This window comes from Rhodococcoides kyotonense, from assembly GCF_001645385.1.
GTDB lineage: Bacteria > Actinomycetota > Actinomycetes > Mycobacteriales > Mycobacteriaceae > Rhodococcoides > Rhodococcoides kyotonensis_B.
The window spans coordinates 580,508-601,572 of record NZ_LVHI01000023.1 but is presented as its reverse complement, the minus strand read 5'-3'; the positions used below and the strand labels follow the sequence as shown (position 1 = coordinate 601,572).

At 66.2% G+C, this 21,065-nt stretch carries 23 protein-coding genes; 8 read left to right on the top strand and 15 right to left on the bottom strand.

Translation table 11 applies throughout. From position 1 onward, the window contains the following. Positions 1-2 precede the first annotated feature (2 nt). Together A3K89_RS18730 and miaB are read right to left on the bottom strand one after the other, a co-directional pair. On the bottom strand, positions 3-611 hold the full coding sequence (locus A3K89_RS18730) for an Rv2732c family membrane protein (RefSeq protein ID WP_068429207.1): 609 nt from the start codon (positions 609-611) through the stop codon (positions 3-5). Further along, positions 608-2,131, bottom strand: coding sequence for a tRNA (N6-isopentenyl adenosine(37)-C2)-methylthiotransferase MiaB (miaB, locus tag A3K89_RS18725; protein WP_084423889.1), 1,524 nt, complete (start codon positions 2,129-2,131; stop codon positions 608-610). The genes A3K89_RS18730 and miaB overlap by 4 nt, the downstream gene beginning before the upstream one ends. 223 nt (positions 2,132-2,354) lie before the next feature. Between miaB and A3K89_RS18720 the strand changes: the two genes are divergently transcribed. The 4 genes from A3K89_RS18720 to A3K89_RS18705 all read left to right on the top strand — a co-directional run bounded on the left by A3K89_RS18720 (position 2,355) and on the right by A3K89_RS18705 (position 5,636). Further along, entirely contained in the window at positions 2,355-3,083 is a 729-nt protein-coding gene (locus A3K89_RS18720) for an amino acid ABC transporter ATP-binding protein (RefSeq protein ID WP_174551469.1), read from the top strand. A 70-nt stretch (positions 3,084-3,153) separates the two neighbouring features. Further along, positions 3,154-3,990, top strand: a complete 837-nt coding sequence (locus A3K89_RS18715; RefSeq protein ID WP_068428906.1) for a glutamate ABC transporter substrate-binding protein — start codon at positions 3,154-3,156, stop codon at positions 3,988-3,990. A gap of 84 nt (positions 3,991-4,074) precedes the next feature. Beyond that, positions 4,075-4,752 (top strand): amino acid ABC transporter permease, encoded by a 678-nt coding sequence (locus A3K89_RS18710; protein ID WP_068428901.1) that lies wholly within the window; start codon positions 4,075-4,077, stop codon positions 4,750-4,752. Further along, positions 4,752-5,636, top strand: a complete 885-nt coding sequence (locus A3K89_RS18705) for an amino acid ABC transporter permease (RefSeq protein WP_068428900.1) — start codon at positions 4,752-4,754, stop codon at positions 5,634-5,636. The genes A3K89_RS18710 and A3K89_RS18705 overlap by 1 nt, the downstream gene beginning before the upstream one ends. A 109-nt stretch (positions 5,637-5,745) precedes the next feature. Here the strand turns inward: A3K89_RS18705 and A3K89_RS18700 are convergent, their stop codons facing one another. The 6 genes from A3K89_RS18700 to A3K89_RS18675 form a co-directional block, all read right to left on the bottom strand. Continuing rightward, the gene (locus A3K89_RS18700; protein ID WP_068428899.1) at positions 5,746-6,294 is read right to left on the bottom strand and encodes a regulatory protein RecX; all 549 of its coding nucleotides are present in this window, start codon (positions 6,292-6,294) and stop codon (positions 5,746-5,748) included. Between the two features lie 7 nt (positions 6,295-6,301). Further along, complete coding sequence (recA, locus tag A3K89_RS18695) at positions 6,302-7,339, bottom strand: recombinase RecA (RefSeq protein ID WP_068428896.1); 1,038 nt, start codon at positions 7,337-7,339, stop codon at positions 6,302-6,304. A gap of 171 nt (positions 7,340-7,510) precedes the next feature. Beyond that, positions 7,511-7,705: a DUF3046 domain-containing protein gene (locus A3K89_RS18690; RefSeq protein ID WP_068428893.1), complete on the bottom strand. Its 195-nt coding sequence runs from the start codon at positions 7,703-7,705 to the stop codon at positions 7,511-7,513. A gap of 24 nt (positions 7,706-7,729) precedes the next feature. Further along, positions 7,730-8,878 (bottom strand): glycosyltransferase, encoded by a 1,149-nt coding sequence (locus A3K89_RS18685; RefSeq protein ID WP_068428888.1) that lies wholly within the window; start codon positions 8,876-8,878, stop codon positions 7,730-7,732. A gap of 29 nt (positions 8,879-8,907) precedes the next feature. Continuing rightward, on the bottom strand, positions 8,908-10,449 hold the full coding sequence (locus A3K89_RS18680; RefSeq protein WP_068428887.1) for a glycerol-3-phosphate dehydrogenase/oxidase: 1,542 nt from the start codon (positions 10,447-10,449) through the stop codon (positions 8,908-8,910). Beyond that, on the bottom strand, positions 10,446-11,069 hold the full coding sequence (locus A3K89_RS18675) for a TetR/AcrR family transcriptional regulator (RefSeq protein WP_084423887.1): 624 nt from the start codon (positions 11,067-11,069) through the stop codon (positions 10,446-10,448). Before A3K89_RS18675 ends, A3K89_RS18680 begins: the two co-directional genes overlap by 4 nt. A gap of 83 nt (positions 11,070-11,152) precedes the next feature. Between A3K89_RS18675 and A3K89_RS18670 the strand changes: the two genes are divergently transcribed. Both A3K89_RS18670 and A3K89_RS18665 read left to right on the top strand, forming a co-directional pair. Next, complete coding sequence (locus A3K89_RS18670; protein ID WP_068428885.1) at positions 11,153-12,775, top strand: FAD-binding oxidoreductase; 1,623 nt, start codon at positions 11,153-11,155, stop codon at positions 12,773-12,775. Next, a complete protein-coding gene (locus A3K89_RS18665; protein WP_068428882.1) occupies positions 12,772-13,683 on the top strand; it encodes a diacylglycerol kinase in 912 nt (303 codons plus the stop codon). The genes A3K89_RS18670 and A3K89_RS18665 overlap by 4 nt, the downstream gene beginning before the upstream one ends. On the opposite strand, the gene A3K89_RS26045 is transcribed toward A3K89_RS18665, so the two are convergent. The 6 genes from A3K89_RS26045 to pgsA all read right to left on the bottom strand — a co-directional run bounded on the left by A3K89_RS26045 (position 13,670) and on the right by pgsA (position 17,253). Then, the gene (locus A3K89_RS26045; RefSeq protein WP_165839664.1) at positions 13,670-13,843 is read right to left on the bottom strand and encodes a hypothetical protein; all 174 of its coding nucleotides are present in this window, start codon (positions 13,841-13,843) and stop codon (positions 13,670-13,672) included. The two genes, A3K89_RS18665 and A3K89_RS26045, sit on opposite strands and share 14 nt — an antisense overlap. A gap of 111 nt (positions 13,844-13,954) precedes the next feature. Beyond that, positions 13,955-14,746 (bottom strand): phage shock envelope stress response protein PspM, encoded by a 792-nt coding sequence (pspM, locus tag A3K89_RS18660; RefSeq protein WP_068428879.1) that lies wholly within the window; start codon positions 14,744-14,746, stop codon positions 13,955-13,957. 63 nt (positions 14,747-14,809) lie between these two features. Beyond that, positions 14,810-15,619, bottom strand: coding sequence for a phage shock protein PspA (pspA, locus tag A3K89_RS18655; protein ID WP_068428877.1), 810 nt, complete (start codon positions 15,617-15,619; stop codon positions 14,810-14,812). Positions 15,620-15,719: 100 nt separating this feature from the next. Further along, entirely contained in the window at positions 15,720-16,061 is a 342-nt protein-coding gene (locus A3K89_RS18650) for a helix-turn-helix domain-containing protein (RefSeq protein ID WP_068428874.1), read from the bottom strand. Between the two features lie 71 nt (positions 16,062-16,132). Continuing rightward, positions 16,133-16,633 carry a CinA family protein gene (locus A3K89_RS18645; RefSeq protein WP_068428871.1) on the bottom strand — a complete coding sequence of 167 codons (501 nt, stop codon included), beginning with the start codon at positions 16,631-16,633 and terminating at the stop codon, positions 16,133-16,135. Beyond that, a complete protein-coding gene (gene pgsA / locus A3K89_RS18640) occupies positions 16,630-17,253 on the bottom strand; it encodes a CDP-diacylglycerol--glycerol-3-phosphate 3-phosphatidyltransferase (protein WP_068428868.1) in 624 nt (207 codons plus the stop codon). The genes A3K89_RS18645 and pgsA overlap by 4 nt, the downstream gene beginning before the upstream one ends. Before the next feature lie 116 nt (positions 17,254-17,369). Between pgsA and A3K89_RS18635 the strand changes: the two genes are divergently transcribed. Together A3K89_RS18635 and A3K89_RS18630 are read left to right on the top strand one after the other, a co-directional pair. Next, the gene (locus A3K89_RS18635) at positions 17,370-17,954 is read left to right on the top strand and encodes an amino-acid N-acetyltransferase (RefSeq protein WP_371828812.1); all 585 of its coding nucleotides are present in this window, start codon (positions 17,370-17,372) and stop codon (positions 17,952-17,954) included. A gap of 50 nt (positions 17,955-18,004) precedes the next feature. Beyond that, positions 18,005-18,286 (top strand): YciI family protein, encoded by a 282-nt coding sequence (locus tag A3K89_RS18630; RefSeq protein ID WP_068428865.1) that lies wholly within the window; start codon positions 18,005-18,007, stop codon positions 18,284-18,286. A gap of 72 nt (positions 18,287-18,358) precedes the next feature. On the opposite strand, the gene A3K89_RS18625 is transcribed toward A3K89_RS18630, so the two are convergent. After that, complete coding sequence (locus tag A3K89_RS18625) at positions 18,359-21,037, bottom strand: FtsK/SpoIIIE family DNA translocase (RefSeq protein ID WP_254303570.1); 2,679 nt, start codon at positions 21,035-21,037, stop codon at positions 18,359-18,361. Between the last annotated feature and the right edge of the window lie 28 nt (positions 21,038-21,065).

Here is a 21,065-nt window from a genome sequence, read left to right as displayed (position 1 = left end):
GATCAGCGCTTGCGGTCGGTCGGCCGTCCCAGGACGGGTCCGGCCCACTGCGAGTTCTGCTCGGCCTCGGTGGCAGCACGCCGACGGCGTTCCTGCGCCTCGAGCTGTGCGGTGGTCTTGTTCCATACGGCCTTGAGCCAGTGGAACGTCAGCAGCAGCACGGCGATCCACGCGACGATCAGGCCGATACCCGGGCCGCCCCCGGACACGTCGGACGGCAACGTCTGACGCGACCAGATCGACAGCATCCCGAAGACGCAGGCGACGGCGGATCCGCACAGCGCCGCCCAGGCCAACGCCCAGATTCGCGTCACCAACGCCAGCACCGAGAACACGATGCCGAAGACAAGCACGAACCATTCGAAGATGCGCGACGGCAGTGCGATGGACTCGCCCAGAGCGGACGAGTTGCCGGACAGCACGTCGAAGCCCGTCGCGCCGCCCGCGTGCGGCAACGCGAGCGTGCCGAGCAGAACGAGCACGAGGACGGCGACGACCACCGCTCGCACTCCCGGATCGATCTCGGAGTCGATGCGACGCTCGGCGGTGTCGTAGTCGGGCTTCTGGCCGTCGGGTGTCGTGTTGTCGGGGGTCCTGCGATCGGAACTCATGCGCTGCATCCTGTCTGCACGGGCATCGGAGCCGGGGCGCCGACGGACGGCAGCCCCAGACCGACGCCGATGGGGGCTGTCTTGGGTAGTTCTCCGCGCTCGTAGGCGTCGCCGGCCCTGGTGCGCCGATGCGTCGCAACTCCGGAATCGGCGATCAGGTGGTACGGGGCGGCGGCGGTGACCGTCGTCGTCACGATGTCGCCGGGACGAATCTGCTCGCCGCGGTGATTCTCGGTACCGAAGTGGACGAGCCTGCCGTCGCGGGCACGGCCGCTCATCCGGTGCGTCGCCGCGTTCTTGCGGCCTTCGTTCGAGGCGACGAGCAGTTCGACCTCGGTGCCGACCAGTTCGCGGTTCGCCTCGAGCACGATCTCCTCCTGGAGCGCGATCAGCCGGTTGTACCGCTCCTGCACGACTTCCTTGGGCACCTGGTCGTCCATGTCGGCGGCCGGCGTTCCCGGACGCTTGGAGTACTGGAAGGTGTAGGCGTTCGAGAAGCGTGCGCGACGCATCACCTCGAGCGTCTGCTCGAAATCCTCTTCGGTCTCTCCGGGGAATCCGACGATGATGTCGGTGGTGATCGCAGCGTTCGGCATCGCGGCACGAACCTTGTCGATGATGCCGAGGAACTTCGTCTGCCGATACGAACGTCGCATCGCCTTCAAGATGCGGTCCGAACCGGACTGCAGCGGCATGTGCAACGTCGGGCAGATGTTGGGTGTCGTCGCCATCGCTTCGATGACGTCGTCGGTGAATTCGGCCGGATGCGGCGAGGTGAAGCGGACGCGTTCGAGTCCGTCGATGTGTCCGCACGCCTTCAGCAACGACGCGAATGCACCTCGGTCACGAGGCAACTCGGGGTCGGCGAACGATGCGCCGTAAGCGTTCACGTTCTGGCCGAGCAGCGTCACTTCGAGCACACCCTGGTCGACGAGAGCCTGCACTTCCGCGAGGATGTCTCCCGGCCGACGGTCGATCTCCTTGCCGCGCAACGCCGGAACGATGCAGAACGTGCACGTGTTGTTGCAGCCGACCGAGATCGACACCCAGCCCGCGTACGGCGACTCACGCTTGGCGGGCAGCGTCGACGGGAACGCATCGAGAGATTCGAGGATCTCGACCTGCGCCTCGTCGTTGTGTCGCGCGCGTTCGAGCAGAACCGGCAACGAGCCGATGTTGTGGGTGCCGAAGACGACGTCGACCCACGGCGCCTTGGTGACGACGGTGTCGCGGTCCTTCTGCGCGAGGCATCCGCCGACCGCGATCTGCATGCCCGGGTTCCGACGCTTGGCCGGACGCAGCATGCCGAGATTTCCGTACAGCTTGTTGTCGGCGTTCTCACGCACCGCACACGTGTTGAAGACCACCAGATCCGCGTCGACGCCTTCGGCTGCGGGTACGTACCCCGCGTCCTCGAGCAGGCCCGCCAGACGCTCCGAATCGTGCACGTTCATCTGGCACCCGTGGGTCCGAACTTCGTAGCTCCGCGCGGTGTCGTCGGTGCCGAGGGGGGTATCCAGGTGACTCGTTTCCACCCCTCCAGGGTACGGCCCGGCAGGTCGTGCCGACGCCGGGGACCGACGCGCCTCGAGGACCGGTACCGACCGACAGTAAAGTTTCCATTACATAATCCCCATTGTCGGGTGAAAAGCGCTGCCGACAACCAAACTACGAATAGGGTTCTGCCGTATGACGCACGCTACCGACGCGCCGGCCTCCGGCGCTCTTGCCAAGCGACCCCCGATGATCTCACTGAAGTCGGTTGACAAGCACTTCGGCGATCTGCACGTCCTCAAGAACATCGATCTGGACGTACCGACCGGTCAGGTCGTGATCGTGCTCGGACCGTCCGGTTCGGGTAAGTCGACCTTGTGCCGCACCATCAACCGGCTCGAGCCCATCGATTCCGGCACGATCGAGGTCGACGGTTCCGTCCTCCCCGCCGAAGGCAAGGCGCTTGCCGCGTTGCGTGCGGACGTCGGCATGGTGTTCCAATCGTTCAACCTGTTCGCGCACAAGACGATTCTCGAGAACGTCATGCTGGCTCCGCTCAAGGTGCGCAAGCTGAAGAAGGACGAGGCACGCGAGAACGCGCTGAAGCTCCTCGAACGCGTCGGGATCGCCAACCAGGCCGACAAGTACCCCGCACAGCTGTCAGGTGGACAGCAGCAGCGCGTCGCCATCGCACGCTCCCTCGCCATGAACCCGAAGGTCATGCTGTTCGACGAGCCGACGTCCGCACTCGACCCCGAAATGGTCAACGAAGTGCTCGACGTCATGACCTCGCTCGCGAAGGAAGGCATGACGATGCTCGTCGTCACCCACGAGATGGGCTTCGCGCGCAAGGCAGGCGACCGCGTCATCTTCATGGCCGACGGCGCCGTCGTCGAGGACACCGACCCGGAGACGTTCTTCACGTCGCCGAAATCGGACCGCGCCAAGGACTTCCTGGGCAAGATCCTCGGACACTGAGCGTGTTCGAGCTCGTCGGATCATTCACCGTCACAGCATCACTCGCAGGACCAACCATGGAGGAACACCAGTGAGAATCAACCGCACGCTTCGCTTCGCTGCCGGGATCGCAGCTCTCGCCGTCGTCGCTACCGCCTGCGGCGGCGGCGAAGAGGCACGCAGCGTCTCGTCGAGCGCAGAGAGCGGCAACTTGATCGTCGGCATCAAGTACGACCAGCCCGGCCTCGGCCTCCGCAACCCCGACGGCACCTTCAGCGGCTTCGACGTCGAGGTCGCCAAGTACGTCGCCGGACAGCTCGGCGTGTCCGAGGAGAACATCGAATTCAAGGAAGCTCCGTCCGCACAGCGCGAGACCTTGATCCAGAACGGCGAGGTCGACTACGTCGTCGCTACCTACTCGATCACCGACGCCCGCAAGGAGAAGGTCGGCTTCGCCGGACCGTATTTCGTTGCCGGACAGTCGCTCCTGGTCTCCGAGAGCAACACCGACATCACGGGCCCCGACTCGCTCAACGGCGGCAAGAAGCTGTGCTCGGTCACCGGTTCCACCCCGGCACAGAACGTGAAGGACAAGTACGCCCAGGACGTCCAGCTCCAGGAGTACGACACCTACTCCGCATGCGTCGAGGCCCTGCGTAACGGCGCCGTCGACGCCGTCACCACCGACGACATCATTCTCGCCGGCTACGCGGCGCAGTACCCCGGTGAGCTGAAGGTCGTCGGAGAGCCGTTCACCACCGAGAACTACGGCATCGGCCTCGCGAAGGACGACACCGAGGGACGCAACCAGATCAACGACGCCATCGAGGAGATGGTCACGAGCGGCGCATGGGCGACCGCGTTCGAGGAGACCGTCGGTGCATCCGGGTACGAGCTGCCCGCCGAGCCGACCGTCGACCGTTACTGACGCTCTGCGCCTCGCCCTGGTGCGCACCGAATGTCGGCGCACCGGGGCGAGGCGGCCCATTCGAGCCGATAGGACATCCCCACATTGAACCTTCTGAGCAAGTACGGCGATCAACTCGTCGACGCGTTCATCATGACCATCAAGTTGACGGTTCTGTCCGCGATCGGCGCCCTGATCATCGGTACCATCATCGCGGCGATGCGCGTGTCACCGATTCCGATCGCGCGCGCCATCGCCACCGGATACGTCACGATCTTCCGTAACACTCCCCTGACGCTGATCATTCTGTTCACGTCGTTCGGCCTGTACCAGACGATGGGTGTCGCACTGGCGCCTCAGGATTCTCCGACGTTCTTGGTGGACAACAACTTCCGGCTCGCGATTCTCGGACTGAGTGTCTACACGGCGTCGTTCGTCGCCGAGTCGCTGAGGTCCGGCATCAACACCGTTCCGGTCGGTCAAGCCGAAGCGGGCCGTTCGCTCGGTATGACGTTCACCCAGAACATCACGATCGTCGTTCTCCCACAGGCGTTTCGAGCCGTGATCGGGCCGCTCGGCAGCGTCCTGATCGCACTGACCAAGAACACGACCATCGCGTCCGTGATCGGCGTCGCGGAAGCCTCGCTGCTCATGAAGACGATGATCGAGAACGAGGCCGCGATCTTCGTCGTCGGTGGCATCTTCGCACTCGGCTTCGTCATCCTGACGCTTCCGACCGGGCTTCTGTTCGGCTACCTCAGCAAGCGATTGGCGGTGAAGTGATGAGTGACGCCGTAGCGGTTCTCTATGACGTTCCAGGACCCAAAGCGCGAATTCGCTATCGCATCCTGTCCGGTGTCGTGCTGGTGGTGTCCCTCGGCATCGCCTACCTGATCTACCGCGCGCTCGACGCCAAAGGCCAGTTGACGTCGGACAAATGGGATCCGTTCCTCGAATCGACGACCTGGACCACCTACCTCTTGCCGGGTCTCCAGGGCACCTTGGTCGCGGCCGCGCTGTCGATCGTCTTCGCGCTGATCCTCGGTGCAGTCCTCGGCATCGGCCGACTGTCCGATCATCGGTCGGTCCGCGTCGTCAGCGGCGTGATCGTCGAATTGTTCCGAGCAGTGCCGGTTCTGATCCTGATGATCTTCCTCTACGCGGTGTACGCGGAGTACGAGGTCTTCAAGGTCAAGTACCTGGCTCTCGCCGCGGTGGTCACCGGCCTGACGCTGTACAACGGTTCGGTCATCGCGGAAATCGTTCGCGCGGGCGTCAATTCGCTGCCGAAGGGCCAGACCGAAGCCGCCTCGGCGCTCGGTATGCGTAAGGGCCAGGTCATGAGAATCGTCCTGCTGCCGCAGGCGATCACGGCGATGCTGCCTGCCATCATCTCGCAGATGGTCGTCGCCTTGAAGGACTCCGCGCTCGGCTACCTCATCGGTTACGTCGAAGTGGTCCGCGCCGGTCAGCAGGTCGGTGCGTTCTACGGCAACTACCTGCCGGCTCTGATCATCGTCGCGATCATCATGATCATCGTGAACTCGCTGCTGACGAAGCTCGCGACCGTCGTCGAACGACGGATGCGGCAGAAGAAGCGCAGGACCGGCGGCGGCGGTGTGGTGGCAGCCGCGGACTTCGGTGGCGGTCCGGCCGGAGCAGCCTGATCTCCACGGGATCCTGATCTACGAGGCGCCCACATACGAGGCGAGGCCCGCAACACGGATCGATCGTGTTGCGGGCCTCGCGTTTTCGACGGTAGTTACGGGTGGACGATCACCCGAGGTGTTCACCGTCGAAGTCTTCGGTGTCGGCGCCGAGCGCATCGAGTTCGGACTTGACGATTCCGAACGCCATGCCCTGCGAATAGCCCCGGCGCGCAAGCATTCCGACGAGCCTGCGGACTATCTTGTCTCGTTCTGCACGCGCATCGGGGTCATTCGGACTCGGCAGCCGAAGCGTTCGACACTTCTTGCGGACCAGTTCCGTTGCGCGTGCGCGTTCGTCGTCGCTGTCGATCTGATCCAGCGCGTTCTGCGCGTGCGCACCCGTGACACCCTTGTTGCGGAGTTCCAGGCCGATCGCACGCTTGCCCTTGCCGGAGTACGTGTGCCGCGAGTGCACCCACTGCTCCGCGAACGCGGCGTCGTCGACGAGCTTGGCCGCTTCGAGACGAGCAAGAACGGCAGTGGACACTTCCGCAGAGAAGCCCTTCTTCGCCAGACTCGTCTCGAGCTCGTGACGACTCCGAGCACGGTCGGTCAGCAACCGAAGGCAGACGTCCTTCGCCTGCGCTTCGGTTCCACCACCCTCCACTGCCGGCATCGGAGCGTCAGAAGTCGACCGGAGCAGCCGCGTCGTCGGTGGCCGTGACGTCGGCGCCGATCTGGAGCTTCTCCATGATCTTCTTCTCGATCTCGTCGCGAACGTCCGGGTTCTCGAGCAGGAACTTACGGGCGTTCTCCTTGCCCTGGCCGAGCTGGTCACCGTCGTAGGTGAACCACGAGCCCGACTTGCGGATGAATCCGTGCTCGACGCCCATGTCGATCAACGAGCCCTCGCGGCTGATGCCCTTGCCGTACAGGATGTCGAACTCGGCCTGCTTGAACGGCGGTGCGACCTTGTTCTTGACGATCTTCACGCGCGTACGGTTACCGACTGCCTCGGTACCGTCCTTGAGGGTTTCGATACGACGAACGTCGAGGCGGACGGACGAGTAGAACTTGAGCGCCTTACCACCGGTGGTGGTCTCCGGCGATCCGAACATGACACCGATCTTCTCGCGCAGCTGGTTGATGAAGATCGCCGTGGTGCCCGAGTTGCTCAGAGCACCGGTCATCTTGCGCAGCGCCTGGCTCATCAGGCGAGCCTGCAGACCGACGTGGCTGTCACCCATCTCGCCCTCGATCTCGGCGCGCGGCACGAGCGCTGCCACCGAGTCGATGACCAGGATGTCGAGTGCGCCGGAGCGAATCAGCATGTCCGCGATCTCGAGCGCCTGCTCACCGGTGTCCGGCTGAGAGACCAGCAGCGCATCGGTGTCGACGCCGAGCTTCTTGGCGTAGTCGGGATCGAGTGCGTGTTCCGCGTCGATGAACGCGGCGATTCCGCCGTTGCGCTGCGCATTCGCCACAGCGTGCAACGCAACCGTGGTCTTACCGGAGGATTCCGGACCGTAGACCTCGATGACGCGGCCGCGCGGCAGTCCGCCGATGCCGAGCGCGACGTCCAGAGCAATCGAGCCGGTGGGAATGACAGCGATCGGCTGACGAACCTCGTCACCGAGGCGCATCACCGATCCCTTGCCGAAGTTCTTGTCGATCTGCGCAAGGGCGAGATCGAGCGCTTTGTCGCGATCGTAAGCAGGCATCGTGATCTCCTCGTATGGTCTCGTTCAGCTTCGCGTCGAACGTGTTGCCGGTAACGGTAGAGCTAGGCACCGACAGAAAACGTCTCGAACCGCTGCGCACCGAATGACACCAGCATAGGCGAACACGTGTTCGATAGTTCGATTCGGGCTATCGACACGCCGACGGAACTTTCACCAGCGATCGCGCGGCACGTCGAATTCGCTGCACAGGGCACGCCACACGTCGCGTGGATCTACCCCGGCTTCGATCGCTTCGGCCCCGGTCTGCCCGCCCAGGCTCTGGATGACGTGATCGACGAGCATGGAATCTCCCCGAACCTGGCCGAACTCTTCTGTCAGCAACTCACGAAACTCGGTCAGACGCACACGTCAACCGTAACCGACGATGCGTCACCCCAGCGCGCGGTGGCAGACCTCCACGGGGTCCTTCACGTCGGCCGCACCGGCTGCGGCCGCCTCCGCGGCACGTGCGAACGCCGCATCCTCGATCACACGCAGAACCGCGTCGGCCACTGCCTGTGGGCTCGGCGGCCGAACCACGACGGCACTCCCCTGCCGTTCGGCGCGATTGGCGAGCTCCCATTGATCCCCGCCTCCGGGAATCGCGACGACGGGTACTCCGTGGATCAGCGCTTTCGCGAGCATGCCGTGTCCGCCGCCGCAGACGACGACGTCCGCGTGCGTCAGCAGCTCGTCCTGACGCCCCAGGCCCGCGTTGGCCCAGCTCGGTAGATCGGCGGGCGGTTCGTCGAGCATCGACGCGACCACCCGGACGCCACGTCCGGACAGGCCCTCCAGGGTCGCGTCGAGCATGCCGTGCGCGCCGGTGAACGCCGTCGACGGCGCCACCATCACGACGGGACCCGAGCCGTCCGGGACCGACAACGTCTCGGCCGTCGGCTCCCACAACAGCGGGCCGACGACGTGTGCCTCCGCGGGCCAGTCCGGCCTCGGGACCTCGAGTGCGGGGATGGTCGCGATCAGACGTGCAACGGGCCCAGGATCCTCCGCAGGCAGACCCACGCTCTCGCGCGCGACACCGCGCTGCGCCTTGCCGCGCGCGATGGACCGTCCCGTCGCGGACCGCATGAGTGCGTCGCGGATCCTCCCGCGGATACCGGTTCCTGGGGCGAGCCCACTGCCGATGGGCGGCAAGCCCTTCGACGGCGCGTACAAGGGGTGCGGCGCGAGCTCGACCCAGGGAATGCCGAGACGTTCGGCAGCGATACCTCCTCCCGCCGTCAGGATGTCGGACACGACGACGTCGGGTGCTACGTCCCTGAGATCGGGAAGCAACTCGGTCGAGATGAACGCGGCGCGCGCGTGAATGCGCTGACCCGCATCCATGTCGTCGTCCTCTGGGCGCGGCGCGAGTCCCTTCAGCAAGCGAGTGTCGATGCCGGCCTCGGTGCCCGCAACCAGCCATCGGGACCCGGTGAACAGAACCGGACTGTCGCCCGCCTCGATCAGCCTCAGGCACAGTGCGATCGCCGGAAAAGCATGTCCTGGATCAGGTCCCGCCACCACCGCTACTCGCACGACGCTCAGCGTGCCACACCCGCGGGTTGCTAGTCGTGTTCGGCGAGCACCCGTGTCGCCGCGTCGACCGCCCGTTCGCGATCCGCTTCCACCAAGCCGATTCTCGTCCGTCGATCGAGGAGATCGGCAACGGTGCGGGCTCCTTCGTAGCGCACCGCGAACGCGAGTTCGGCGACGGACACGTCGATTCCGTCCGCGACGGGCGCAGTGCCGTCGGGCATCGTGTCGGCGAGGGCGGCCACGAGCGCAGCCTCCGCACCGTATCGGGTCACGAGCCGCTCCGGGACCGGCTCCGCGATCGGCCCTGCGCCGACCAACGGAATCGACGCGGTCCTGCAGGGACCCGCAGTCAGTCTCGTCGCGGCGACAGCGGCGTCGACGGCATGCTCGGCCATCCTGCGATACGTCGTCAGCTTCCCGCCCACGACACCGATCGGTCCGTCGCCGTCGTCGAGAATCGCATGCCGACGCGAGACGTCGGCAGTGCGCGTAGCGGCCGAATTCCTACCGCCCGAGTCGAGCAACGGCCGAAGACCGGCGAAGGTACCCACGACGTCGAACACCGTCGGTGCGGGATCGACGGCGGTACCCACGACGTCGAGCAGGAACTCGATCTCGTCGTCGGTCGCGCGCGGCTCGTCGGGAATGGGTCCGTCGGTCGCGACGTCCGTCAGTCCCACGTAGACGCGGCCGTGCGGTGCAGGCAGCGCGAACACGAACCGGTTCCGCTCCCCCGGAATCGGAATGGTCAACGAACTCGTCATCCCGCCGAACGTGGACGCGTCGAACACGAGATGCGTTCCCCTGCTGGGCCGCAACGAGATTCGTGGATCGACCTGGCCTGCCCACACCCCCGCTGCGTTGACGACGACGCCTGCGCGCACTCGCGTCGACGCGCCGGTGTCCCCGTCCGTCAGCAGCGCCGACGTGCGATCGACCTCCGACGCGGCCACACCCGTCAGGATCGACGCACCGTGCAGCGCGGCCGTCCGCGCGACGGCGACGACGAGACGCGCGTCGTCGACGAGTTGGCCGTCCCACGCCATCAGACCCCCGCGTAACCCGTGTCGCTGCACGATCGGCACCTGCGCCGCGACGGCATCGGCACCGGTGGACCGCGAATTCGGCAGTACTGCAACGGAAGTGCCTGCGGATCGCCGCAGCACGTCACCGGCCAGGAATCCGGCGCGCACGACCGTGGCAGACGACCGCGACACCTCCGGGAGAAGTGGAACGACCTGAGCCAGACGACGAATCAGATGAGGAGCGGTGCGCGTCATCAGAATGCCTCGCTCGACGGCACTCTCGTGTGCGATGGCGACATTGCCCGACGCGAGGTACCGGAGACCACCGTGGACGAGCTTCGAACTCCACCGGCTCGTGCCGAATGCGAGATCGTGCTTGTCCACCAACACGGTTCGAAGTCCGCGCGACGCGGCGTCGAGCGCGATACCCGCTCCCGTGATGCCCCCGCCGACGACGAGTACGTCGACCGACGAGCCGTCGAACAGCGCTGCGAGTTCTCGCCGACGGCGGTCGCCGTCGAGCCGTGTGCTCGCCGCAGGCGTCACTCGACGCGTGGACGTAGGTAGGCGTCGACGGCGTACGCGAATTCGGCGACCAGAACGTCACCGGGAATTCTGTCGGCCACCATCTCGGCGGACTGAACGGCGGATTGGACCATCAACAGCAACACCGTCGCCATGTGGACCGGCTGTCCCTCACGAATGGAACCGTCCCGCTGGCCGCTCTCGAGGATCGGCGCCAGAGCGTCGATGATGAGCGATTGGCTGGTTCCGAGCCGATGCAGGATGTAGGTCGCGAGAATGTCGGGGTCGGATCGAAGGATCTTGACGAACAACGGGTGGAGCCGCACCCGATCGGCGACGACGGACACCGCGGACGCGAGCTGTTCGCGGGCCTCGGCACCGGCCTCGAACGACGGCATCACCGAGCCGATCTCACGCGTGAGAAGACTCGACACCACGGCGCGCGTGTCCGCCCAACGCCGGTAGACGGTAGGCCGACTGACCTTTGCGCGGCGTGCGATCTCGGCCAAAGTGGTTCGCCGGACACCGAATTCGAGAATGCACGAGCGCGCGGCGTCGAGCACTTGATCGTCGACGGTCTGCGTCACTTCGGTCCTCGGCGCTTCGGTTGCGACACTCTGGACGACGGACGGCTCGACCACCACTACACCCCGTTCGCAGAAGACATCGGAGCAACTCGCGCTTGCCGAGTTACAAACACCTATGCTGTGTAACACTATAGATCATGCGCGAACAACCCTCGGTGGAGCGGCCCGCATCGCGCGCGCCGATGATGGCGTGGGACGCGTGGGGGTTGCGCGAGCACCACACACCGCTGCCTGCGCGTACGCGCTCCGTCCTGCGTACCGTCCTCGGGCTCGACGCACCGGAATCCGCGCACCGGAACGCCTCCGACGTCCGACTGACCTCGAGCGCACTGACCCACGACGCGCGGCGTGCGCTGGAAGAGATCGTCGGCGAGAACCACGTGGCGACGGGCGACGCGGTGCGGCTGTTGCATCTCGGCGGCAAGAGCACGATCGATCTGCTGAACCGACGCAGTCCCGACGCACAGTCCGCGCCCGACGCCGTCGTCTTCCCTGCCGACGCTCGTCAGGTCGAAGCGATCTTGAGATTCTGCAGCGACGCCTCGATCGCGGTGGTCCCGTTCGGCGGTGGCACGAGCGTCGTCGGCGGTCTCGATCCGGTACGTGACTGGTTCGACGCCGTCGTGGCAGTCAGCACCCGACGGATGTGTGCGCTGACGGATCTCGACCTGGATTCGAGAACCGCTGTACTCCAGGCGGGTGTGACCGGCCCCGAGGCCGAAGAACTGTTGGGCCGACACGGCCTCACACTCGGGCATTTCCCACAGTCCTTCCAGTACGCCACCATCGGCGGGTTCGCCGCGACGCGGTCGTCGGGACAAGCGTCGGCGGGATACGGTCGATTCGACGACATGGTCGAGTCGCTCACCGTCGTGACGCCGACCGGTGTCGCCCGGCCGGGCCGAGCACCTGCGTCGGCTGCCGGACCGGACCTGCGCCAGGTGTTTCTCGGATCCGAAGGCACGCTCGGCATCATCACCGACGTCACCGTCCGGGTGCGTGAGGCCCCCGAGACCACGGCGTACCGCGCATGGCGATTCCCCGACTTCGCCGCGGGCGCGGAGGCGTTCCGCATCATCGCAGACCTCCCCGGTCGGCCGACGGTCATGCGACTGTCCGACGAGGCCGAAACCGGCATCAACGCAGCGCTGTCCGGTCACGACGATGCACCCCAGGGCGGCTGCCTCGCGATCATGACCTTCGACGGAACTGCCTCCGACGTCGCACGCCGGGTTGCCGACGTCGACGACGTGCTCGAGCGCTCCGGCGGGTCCTCGGTCGACGAGGGTGCGGCACGGGCTTGGGAACGCGGCCGCTTCGATGCGCCGTACCTCCGCGATTCGCTGCTGGACGTGGGCGCTCTCGCAGAGACGCTGGAAACGGCGGCACGGTGGTCGTCGCTGAATTCCGTCCGAACGGCCGTCGCGAGTGCGCTCGTCGAATCCCTCGGTGCCGCAGGGACTCCGGCCGTCGTCATGTGTCACATCTCGCACGTCTACGCGACCGGCGCATCGCTGTACTTCACCGTCGTCTGCGCTGCGGCAGCCGACCCCATCACTCAGTGGACAGGCGCGAAAGCCGCCGCGACCGACGCGATGGTGGGGTCGGGCGCAACCGTCACTCACCACCACGGCGTCGGCAGCGACCACCGCGCGTGGATGCCGCAGGAAGTCGGTGCAGTCGGCGCCGCGATCCTTCGTTCGATCAAGTCCGCGGTCGATCCCGCAGGAATTCTGAATCCTGGCAAGCTGATCCCATGACTCGATCGGTCACGGTCCTGACCAACCCCGTTGCGGGGAACGGCCGTGCGCCCGCCATCACCGAGGCCGTCACCACGCGGCTACGGGAGCGAGGTCTGGATGTCACGACGGTGGTGGGCCGCACCCCCGGCGACGCACTCGACGCGACCCGGCGCATCGTCCGCACCGGGTCCGACACCGTCGTGGTCGTCGGCGGTGACGGCATGGTCAATCTCGCCCTGCAGGCCGTCGCCACCACGTCGACGGCACTCGCGGTGGTGCCTGCGGGCACCGGTAACGATCTTGCGCGGTTGCTCGGTGTGCCGCACGGCGATCAGGCCGCTGCCGCGGACATCGTCGCACGCAATTCTCGGCGCACGATGGACCTCGGCCGAGCCGACAATCGATGGTTTGCGACGGTACTGTCCAGCGGATTCGACAGCCTCGTCACCGAGCGCGCCAACCGGCTCCGATGGCCGCGGGGTCCGCTGCGCTACAACCTCGCGATGGTGCTCGAACTGACGAAGCTGCGCCCCATCCCGTATTCGATCGAACTCGACGACGTGACACTCGATCTCGAGGCGACGCTGGTGACCGTGGGCAACGGACCCACGTACGGTGGCGGAATGGCGATCTGCCCCGACGCCCGCGTCGACGACGGCCTGCTGGACGTCACCGTGGTCCGCGCGAGTTCGCGGACACGTCTCGTGCGACTGTCCCCCACGCTGTACAAGGGAACGCACGTCGAGCTTCCCGAGGTCGACGTGCACCGCTCGTCTCACGTGAGATTGACGGCGCCGGGGATGGTCGCCTATGCCGATGGCGAACGGTTTCCGCCACTTCCGGTCCGCATCGAAGCGGTCCCGCGAGCGGTGACGGTGCTCGTCGGCGAGACGTCACCGCTGCACGGCAGTGCTACAGCTTCGTGAGGTCGCGGTTCTCGGCCGAGCCGATGGCCTTGACGAGCCAGTAGATTCCGAACGCGATCGCGGCCGCGACGGCCACCCAGAACAGACCCTTGACGACTGCTCCCAGGACGGCGAACGCGATCCAGACCAGGACGATGATTCCGAGGATTTTCCAGAGCATGGCTTTCCCTTCTTCGTGTGTCGAGATCGATCCTCACACGGTGAAAGCGGGAAATCACCAGGTCAGCAGCGAGTTCAGGGAAAGATGGGGGAACACCCTGAGGCCGTTCGCCTAGGGGTGACGACGCCGGATCTCGGCGAGTTCGGCCAGAGCAGTCGCCCACCCGTCGAGCCGATCGGTCGCCGACGTCAGCTCGGCGCGCCGCATGTCGATTGTGCTCGACGGTAACTGCGCGGGCGCCGTCAACCGTGCAGCAGCGGCGACGAGTTCCTCGAACTGATCGACGCCGCGATGCAGCTGGTCTGCGGCGCCCCGAATCGTCGGCGCGAGATGCTCGGCCGCTGCACTGTTCGACGCGGCCGCGCGTTCCATCGACACGACGTCGGCCGACATCGCCGTGAGTGCGTTCGCCGCTGATGTGGCGACATCCGTCGTCTCCGCCAGTTCGACCGGGTCGACGGACTCGGAACGCGCGAGTATGCCGGTGAGCTCGTACAGACTCCGCTGGGCACCGGTGAGACGCGTCATGGGCGCGTGAGCCGCCGACGAGCGGTCCGGCAACGTGGCACGACCGGGCCGCGCAGGAGGCAGCGGCTGCGCTTTCAGCGTGCGATAGCGACCTATCGCCAACACCGCCGGGACCGCGAGCACCAGGGCACTGCCACCGGTGGCGACCATCGTCCACTCGGGCATCGACGTCACCGCGAGCCCCGCCGTCGACACGGCCGACACTCCCGACGCGCCGCCGAACCACGACCCACGACGACGGGCACGCCGAATTCGACGAATCTGCTTCTGGCGCGGATCGTTCCATCGGCTGGCGGCGTCGACGAGCGATTCGCCCATCCTGCGCGCCGAACTCGCGGCGCCGCGCACGCGGGGCACCGTCTGCGAAACGGGCATGGCCGACCACTGTCGTGGTCGGCCATGATCCTGGCTGTTCATCGTCCGAGAAATCTGTCCGTGTCAGTTCTGAACGGGAGGTTCCGGCGTGGTGTTCGGCTTGGCAATCGACGGCTTCTGCGCGGCCGTGTTGCCCGACGGCAGCGAGTCGCCCGCCATCGAGGCACGGATCTGCTCGAGCCTGCTGTGTCCTGCCATCTGCACCGACGCCTGCTGAACTTCCATCATGCGGCCGGACACCGAGTTCTGAGCCAGCTCGGCCGAACCGAGCGCGTCCGCGTAACGACGTTCGATCTTGTCGCGCACTGCGTCGAGGCTCGGCGTGTTTCCGGGGGCAGCCAGCGTGCTGTCCATCGACCGCAGCGACTCGCTGACCTTCTCCTGCATCTTCGCCTGCTCGAGCTGGCTGAGCAGCTTGGTGCGCTCGGCGACCTTCGCCTGCAACGCCATGGCGTTCTGCTCGACTGCCTTCTTGGCCTGCGACGCCGCCTGCAACGACTGGTCGTGGAGCACCTTCAGGTCCTCGACACCCTGCTCTGCCGTGACCAGCTGAGCGGCGAACGCCTCGGCCGCGTTGGTGTACTGCGTCGCCTTCTCGGTGTCACCCGCGGCAGCTGCCTGGTCCGCCAACGTGACGGCCTGACGCGCGTTCGCATTCAGCTTCTCGACCTCGTCGAGTTGACGGCTCAGCTTCATCTCCAGCTGACGCTGGTTGCCGATCACCGAGGCGGCCTGCTGGGACAGCGCCTGATGCTGCCGCTGCGCGTCCTCGATTGCCTGCTGAATCTGAACCTTGGGGTCGGCCTTCTCGTCGATCTTGGAATTGAAGAGCGCCATCATGTACTTCCAGGCCTTGACGAAAGGATTAGCCATGGGTTGATCCTGCCTCCATCTCAGGGCGCCGCGTCAGACGCGTGTGGGTCGATGCTGGTGTCGTGCGAACTGCAAGTTTCACACTAGCGCCGATGACGAATCAGGCGGCAGCAAGTGCGCGTGCAGGGGCTGGAATGACCACTCGGGTGTCTCCGGCGATACGCGGCGACTGCTCGGCGGCGTCGACAGTGGGCTTCTCGGCTGCAGTCGACTCGGACAGGCTCTCGCTGACGTCGTTCAGGACGTCGGACAGCGGAACCGCCAGGGCTTCGCAGATCGCGTTCAGGAGCTCACTCGATGCCTCCTTGCGTCCACGTTCGACCTCGGACAGGTATCCGAGGCTGACGCGGGCGGTGTTCGAGACCTCGCGCAACGTGCGACTCTGCGCAACGCGAGTGCGCCGCAGACTGTCGCCGAGTGCTTCACGCAATAGCAGCGCCATCTCGCTCCTCCTCAGAGTCTGTGAACCGTCGTAAGCTACAACGCTCGACACGGTCCGATTGGTTCCCGACCCTATACGTCCGTACCGCTCAGCACGCGTCGGAGCAGTTCCGACACGGCTTCACGGACTGTATCCCGTCGGATCGTCCAGCGGTCGCCCGACAGTCGGAGTTCGTTCACGTCGGTGCCGTCGGGGCCCGCGATACCGACGAAGACCGTGCCCACGGGATGCCCGTCCTGCGAATCGGGTCCCGCGACTCCGGTGAGTCCGACGCCCCAGTCGGCCGAGCAGGTTCGGCGGGCACCGTCCGCGAGGGAGGCGGCCGTGGTGGCCGCGACCGGCCCATCGGTATCCAGCACGTCGCGATCGACGCCGGCCAGCGTCGACTTCAGATCGGTGGCGTAGACGACCAGTCCGCCGCGCAACACCGCGCTCGCGCCGGGGACGCCTGCCACGGTTGCGGCCAGCAGGCCCGCCGTCAGCGACTCGGCGGTCGCGACGGTCTGGCCGCGACGCGTCAGCTCGGCGACGAGCCGGTCCACCCCGATTCCGTCCACGAGCGGATCCGTCACGACGACGACACTCCACGCCGCAGACGGACGGCCTGTACGACGTAGTCGAGACCGGTGTAGACCGTCAGGAAGACCGCGAGTCCCATCAGCGTCACCGATGCGAAGCGAACTTCGTCCGGCAGCGGGGCGAGATACATGCCGATCGCGAAGCTCTGCACGAGAGTCTTGACCTTGCCGCCGCGACCCGCGGGAATGACGCCGTGCCGGATGACGGCGAAGCGCACCAGGGTGATGCCCACCTCGCGCACCGCGATGACGACGGTGACCCACCACGGCAGGTCACCCAGTATCGACAATCCGATCAGTGCCGCACCGATGAGCGCTTTGTCGGCTATCGGGTCGGCCATCTTGCCGAAGTCGGTGACGAGACCGTACTTCCGGGCGAGCTGGCCGTCGATTCTGTCGGTGATGGCCGCCGCCGCGAACACGACTGTCGCGCCGATGCGCCACGTCGTGTCGTGGCCGCCGTCGGCGAACAGGACGACGAGAAACACGGGTACGAGCGCTATACGGAGGACCGTGAGCACGTTGGCTATGTTGACGACGGGTACGGGGTCGGAACTTCCTGTCGTGGAATTGCCGTGTGGCAATCGAGAGCTGGGAACGACGGGTTCGGTCATACTGCCCCGCCCCCGCGCGAGCTCGGTCGACAACGATGTCCTTGCCGCAGGGGAAGCTCTTCGGTGACGGACACACGGAAAGAATATCGGTTGGGGCGTTGACTACTGTTCACCACATGACTTCTGCGCCGAACCGGGCGAGTCGACTGGGCGTCGACGCGACCGAAGAACCAGCACCTACCGACGTCGCCCGGCCACACGGCGGCGACGAACTGCAGGTTCGACGCGCGCGCACGTCCGACATCCCCGAGATCAAGCGGCTGATCGACATCTACGCGGGCAAGATCCTGCTGGAGAAGAACCTCGTCACGCTGTACGAGGCGGTGCAGGAGTTCTGGGTCGCCGAGCGCGCAGGCACGGTCATCGGCTGCGGCGCGCTGCACGTCCTGTGGGCGGATCTGGGCGAGGTGCGCACCGTCGCGGTCGATCCGTCGGCCAAGGGTCACGGCGCGGGCCACCTCATCGTCGAGAAGCTGATCAGCGTCGCGCGTGAGTTGTCGCTCGGCCGTCTGTTCGTACTGACCTTCGAGGTCGACTTCTTCGCACGCCACGGATTCGCCGAGATCGACGGCACCCCGGTCACCGCCGAGGTGTACGCCGAGATGTGCCGGTCCTACGACACCGGCGTCGCCGAATTCCTGGATCTGAGCTACGTGAAGCCCAACACACTCGGCAATACCCGCATGCTGCTGTCGCTCTGACAGGATTCGTGCTGTCCCTTTCTCACTGCTCGAACGAAGGAATCAGTTCCATGGCGTTGTTCTCCGTTGTCTACACGTACTCGCCCAGCACCACCGACGGGCGTGACACGCACCGTGCGACGCACCGCGAATGGCTGAGGGACCTGCTGGAGAAGAAGACCCTCGTGTCCAGCGGCCCGTTCGCCGACGGCAGCGGCGCACTCATCATCGTCGAAGGCACCGACCGCGAGTCCGTGGTCGAGCTGTTCGCTCAGGACCCGTTCCAGGTCGAGAACCTCGTCGAGGCGTCCGTCGTCACCGAATGGACCCCCGTCATGGGCGCGTTCGCTTAGTGCCGCTGCGCGGCCCGTGCGTAATTGGTTGGCCCAGGGTCGTACCAACCGCGCACGGGCACCGCAGGCGCATCACTCCTCGGCAGGCGCCTCGTCCGGGTCGCCGCCCTTGATCGACCAGAGCAGACCGTCGAGCTCCTCCGGCTTGACGAGCACTTCGCGGGCCTTGGAGCCTTCGCTCGGCCCGACCACTCCCCGGTTCTCCATGAGATCCATCAGCCTGCCCGCTTTCGCGAATCCGACGCGGAGCTTGCGCTGCAGCATCGACGTCGAACCGAACTGACTCGTCACGACGAGCTCCACCGCCTGCAGCAGCACGTCGAGGTCGTCGCCGATGTCCGGATCGACGTCCTTCTTGTCCGACGCCTTGGCCGCGGTGACGGTCTCGTTGTATTCCGGCTCCGCCTGGTTCTTCGCGAAGTCGACGACAGCGCCGATTTCCTCGTCGGTGATGAATGCACCCTGCAGACGCGTCGGCTTTCCCGCACCCATCGGCAGGAACAGGGCGTCGCCCATTCCGATGAGCTTCTCGGCGCCCGGCTGATCGAGAATGACGCGCGAGTCGGTGAGCGACGACGTCGCGAACGCGAGTCGTGACGGCACATTCGTCTTGATCAGACCGGTGACGACGTCGACGGACGGTCGCTGCGTGGCCAGCACGAGGTGGATACCGGCCGCACGCGCCTTCTGCGTGATGCGGACGATCGCGTCCTCGACGTCGCGGGGCGCGGTCATCATCAGGTCGGCGAGCTCGTCGACGATCGCCAGGATGTACGGGTACGGCCGGTACACGCGCTCGCTACCGAGCGGCGCCGTGATCTCGCCCGACTTGACCTTCTTGTTGAAGTCGTCGATGTGCCGGACCTTGTTGACCTGCATGTCCTGATAGCGCTGCTCCATCTCCTCGACCAACCAGGCGAGCGCCGCCGCTGCCTTCTTCGGCTGCGTGATGATCGGGGTGATGAGGTGCGGGATTCCTTCGTACGGCGTCAGCTCGACCATCTTCGGGTCGATCAGGATCATCCGCACTTCCTCGGGCGTCGCACGTGCGAGCAGCGAGACGAGCATCGAGTTCACGAAGCTCGACTTACCCGAACCCGTGGAACCGGCGACGAGGAGGTGCGGCATCTTCGCGAGGTTCGCGCTGACGAAGTCACCCTCGATGTCCTTGCCGAGCCCGATCACCAGCGGATGGTGATCCTTGCGCGTCGACGGCGCGGTCAGCACGTCGGCGAGACGCACCATCTCACGGTCGGAGTTGGGCACCTCGATGCCGACGGCGGACTTGCCCGGGATCGGCGCGAGGAGACGCACGTTGTCGGTGGCCACTGCGTACGCGATGTTGCGATGCAGCGCGGTGATCTTCTCGACCTTGACACCGGGACCGAGCTCGACCTCGTACCGGGTGACCGTCGGGCCTCGGGTGAAGCCGGTGACCGCGGCGTCGATCTTGAACTGCTCGAGCACCTCGGAGATGGCCTCGATCATCGCGTCGTTGGCCTGGCTGCGCGTCTTGGGCGGATCCCCGTCGATCAGCAGCGACAGCGACGGCAGTGTGTAGTCGCCGTCCACGACGCGATCGACGACGATCTTGTCCTCGTCGGACGTCGGCTTCGGTTCGGTCGCCTTGACGACGGGCTTCGGCTTCGGACGGGAAGGCGCCTCAGCAGCAGGTGCCGCGACGGGTTCCGGCGTGGGTTCGGGTCCCGGCGGGATGACCTCGGTCGGCGCCTCGGGCGGCGGCGTTCGACGCGACCGCGGGCGCTTGACCGGGACGTATTCCTCGGTCGGATAGTTTTCGGCAGGAGTGGAGCCTGTGGAACTGTACGGATCGGCACCGTCGACGGGGTAGCCGTCGAGAGCGCTGTCGTCGTAACCGCCGTAGCCGTCGTCGAACTCGGAACCGAAATCGGCGGGGTCGTAGTCGCCGTACTCGTCGCCCCGGCTGTCGGTGCCGAAGAGCGACCGCAGCCGACCCGGGACGTCACGGACCGTCGTTCCGGTCAGCAGGAGTACGCCGAACAGCCCGGCGAGGAGCAGCAGCGGAACGGCGAGCCAGACCGTGACACCGTCGGCCAGCGGGCCGCCTGCGACGTAGCCGAAGAAGCCGCCGCCCGTCGCGCGGCCCGCAGAATCCGCGGGCGATCCTGCGGCCAGGTGCCACATTCCGAGAACCGGCAGAGCTACCAGAATCGAACCGAGAACCAGCCGGGGGCGAATCTCGGGGTTCGGCTCGGACCGCATCAGTACGACGGCGAGCGCCACGCCGAGTACCGGCACGATGTACCCGGCGTCGCCGACGAGGGCGCGTACCGCGATTTCGATCCACTCACCGACGGGGCCGCCTGCGCTGACCCAGACGGCTGCTGCGACGACGACGCTGACGGCGATCAACCCGAGGGCGATGCCGTCGCGGCGGTGACCGTGCTCGATGTCCTTGGCCTTGCTGACCGTCCGTGTCGTCGCGCCGACGCCCTTGGCTGCCATCGACCAGGTCGACGAGATGCCGCGGCCTACCGCGTTCAGCGCACCCCCGCCGGACTTCTTCTTGGCGGGCCTGCGCGCGGCCGGCGTGCGCGTAGTGGCTTTCGCCGGGCTGGACTTACGCGGTGCCGTCGCTTTGCGTGGTGTCGACACCGTCCGCGTCGTTCGTCCTCCGGAGGACTTCCGCGATCCCCCCGAAGCACGCGACGTCGTCGAATCCCCGGCACCGCCGGCTCGCGAACTTCGAGTGCTGGTCTTTCCTGCCATGCCCTCAGGCTAGTCGCAAGAGCACCTT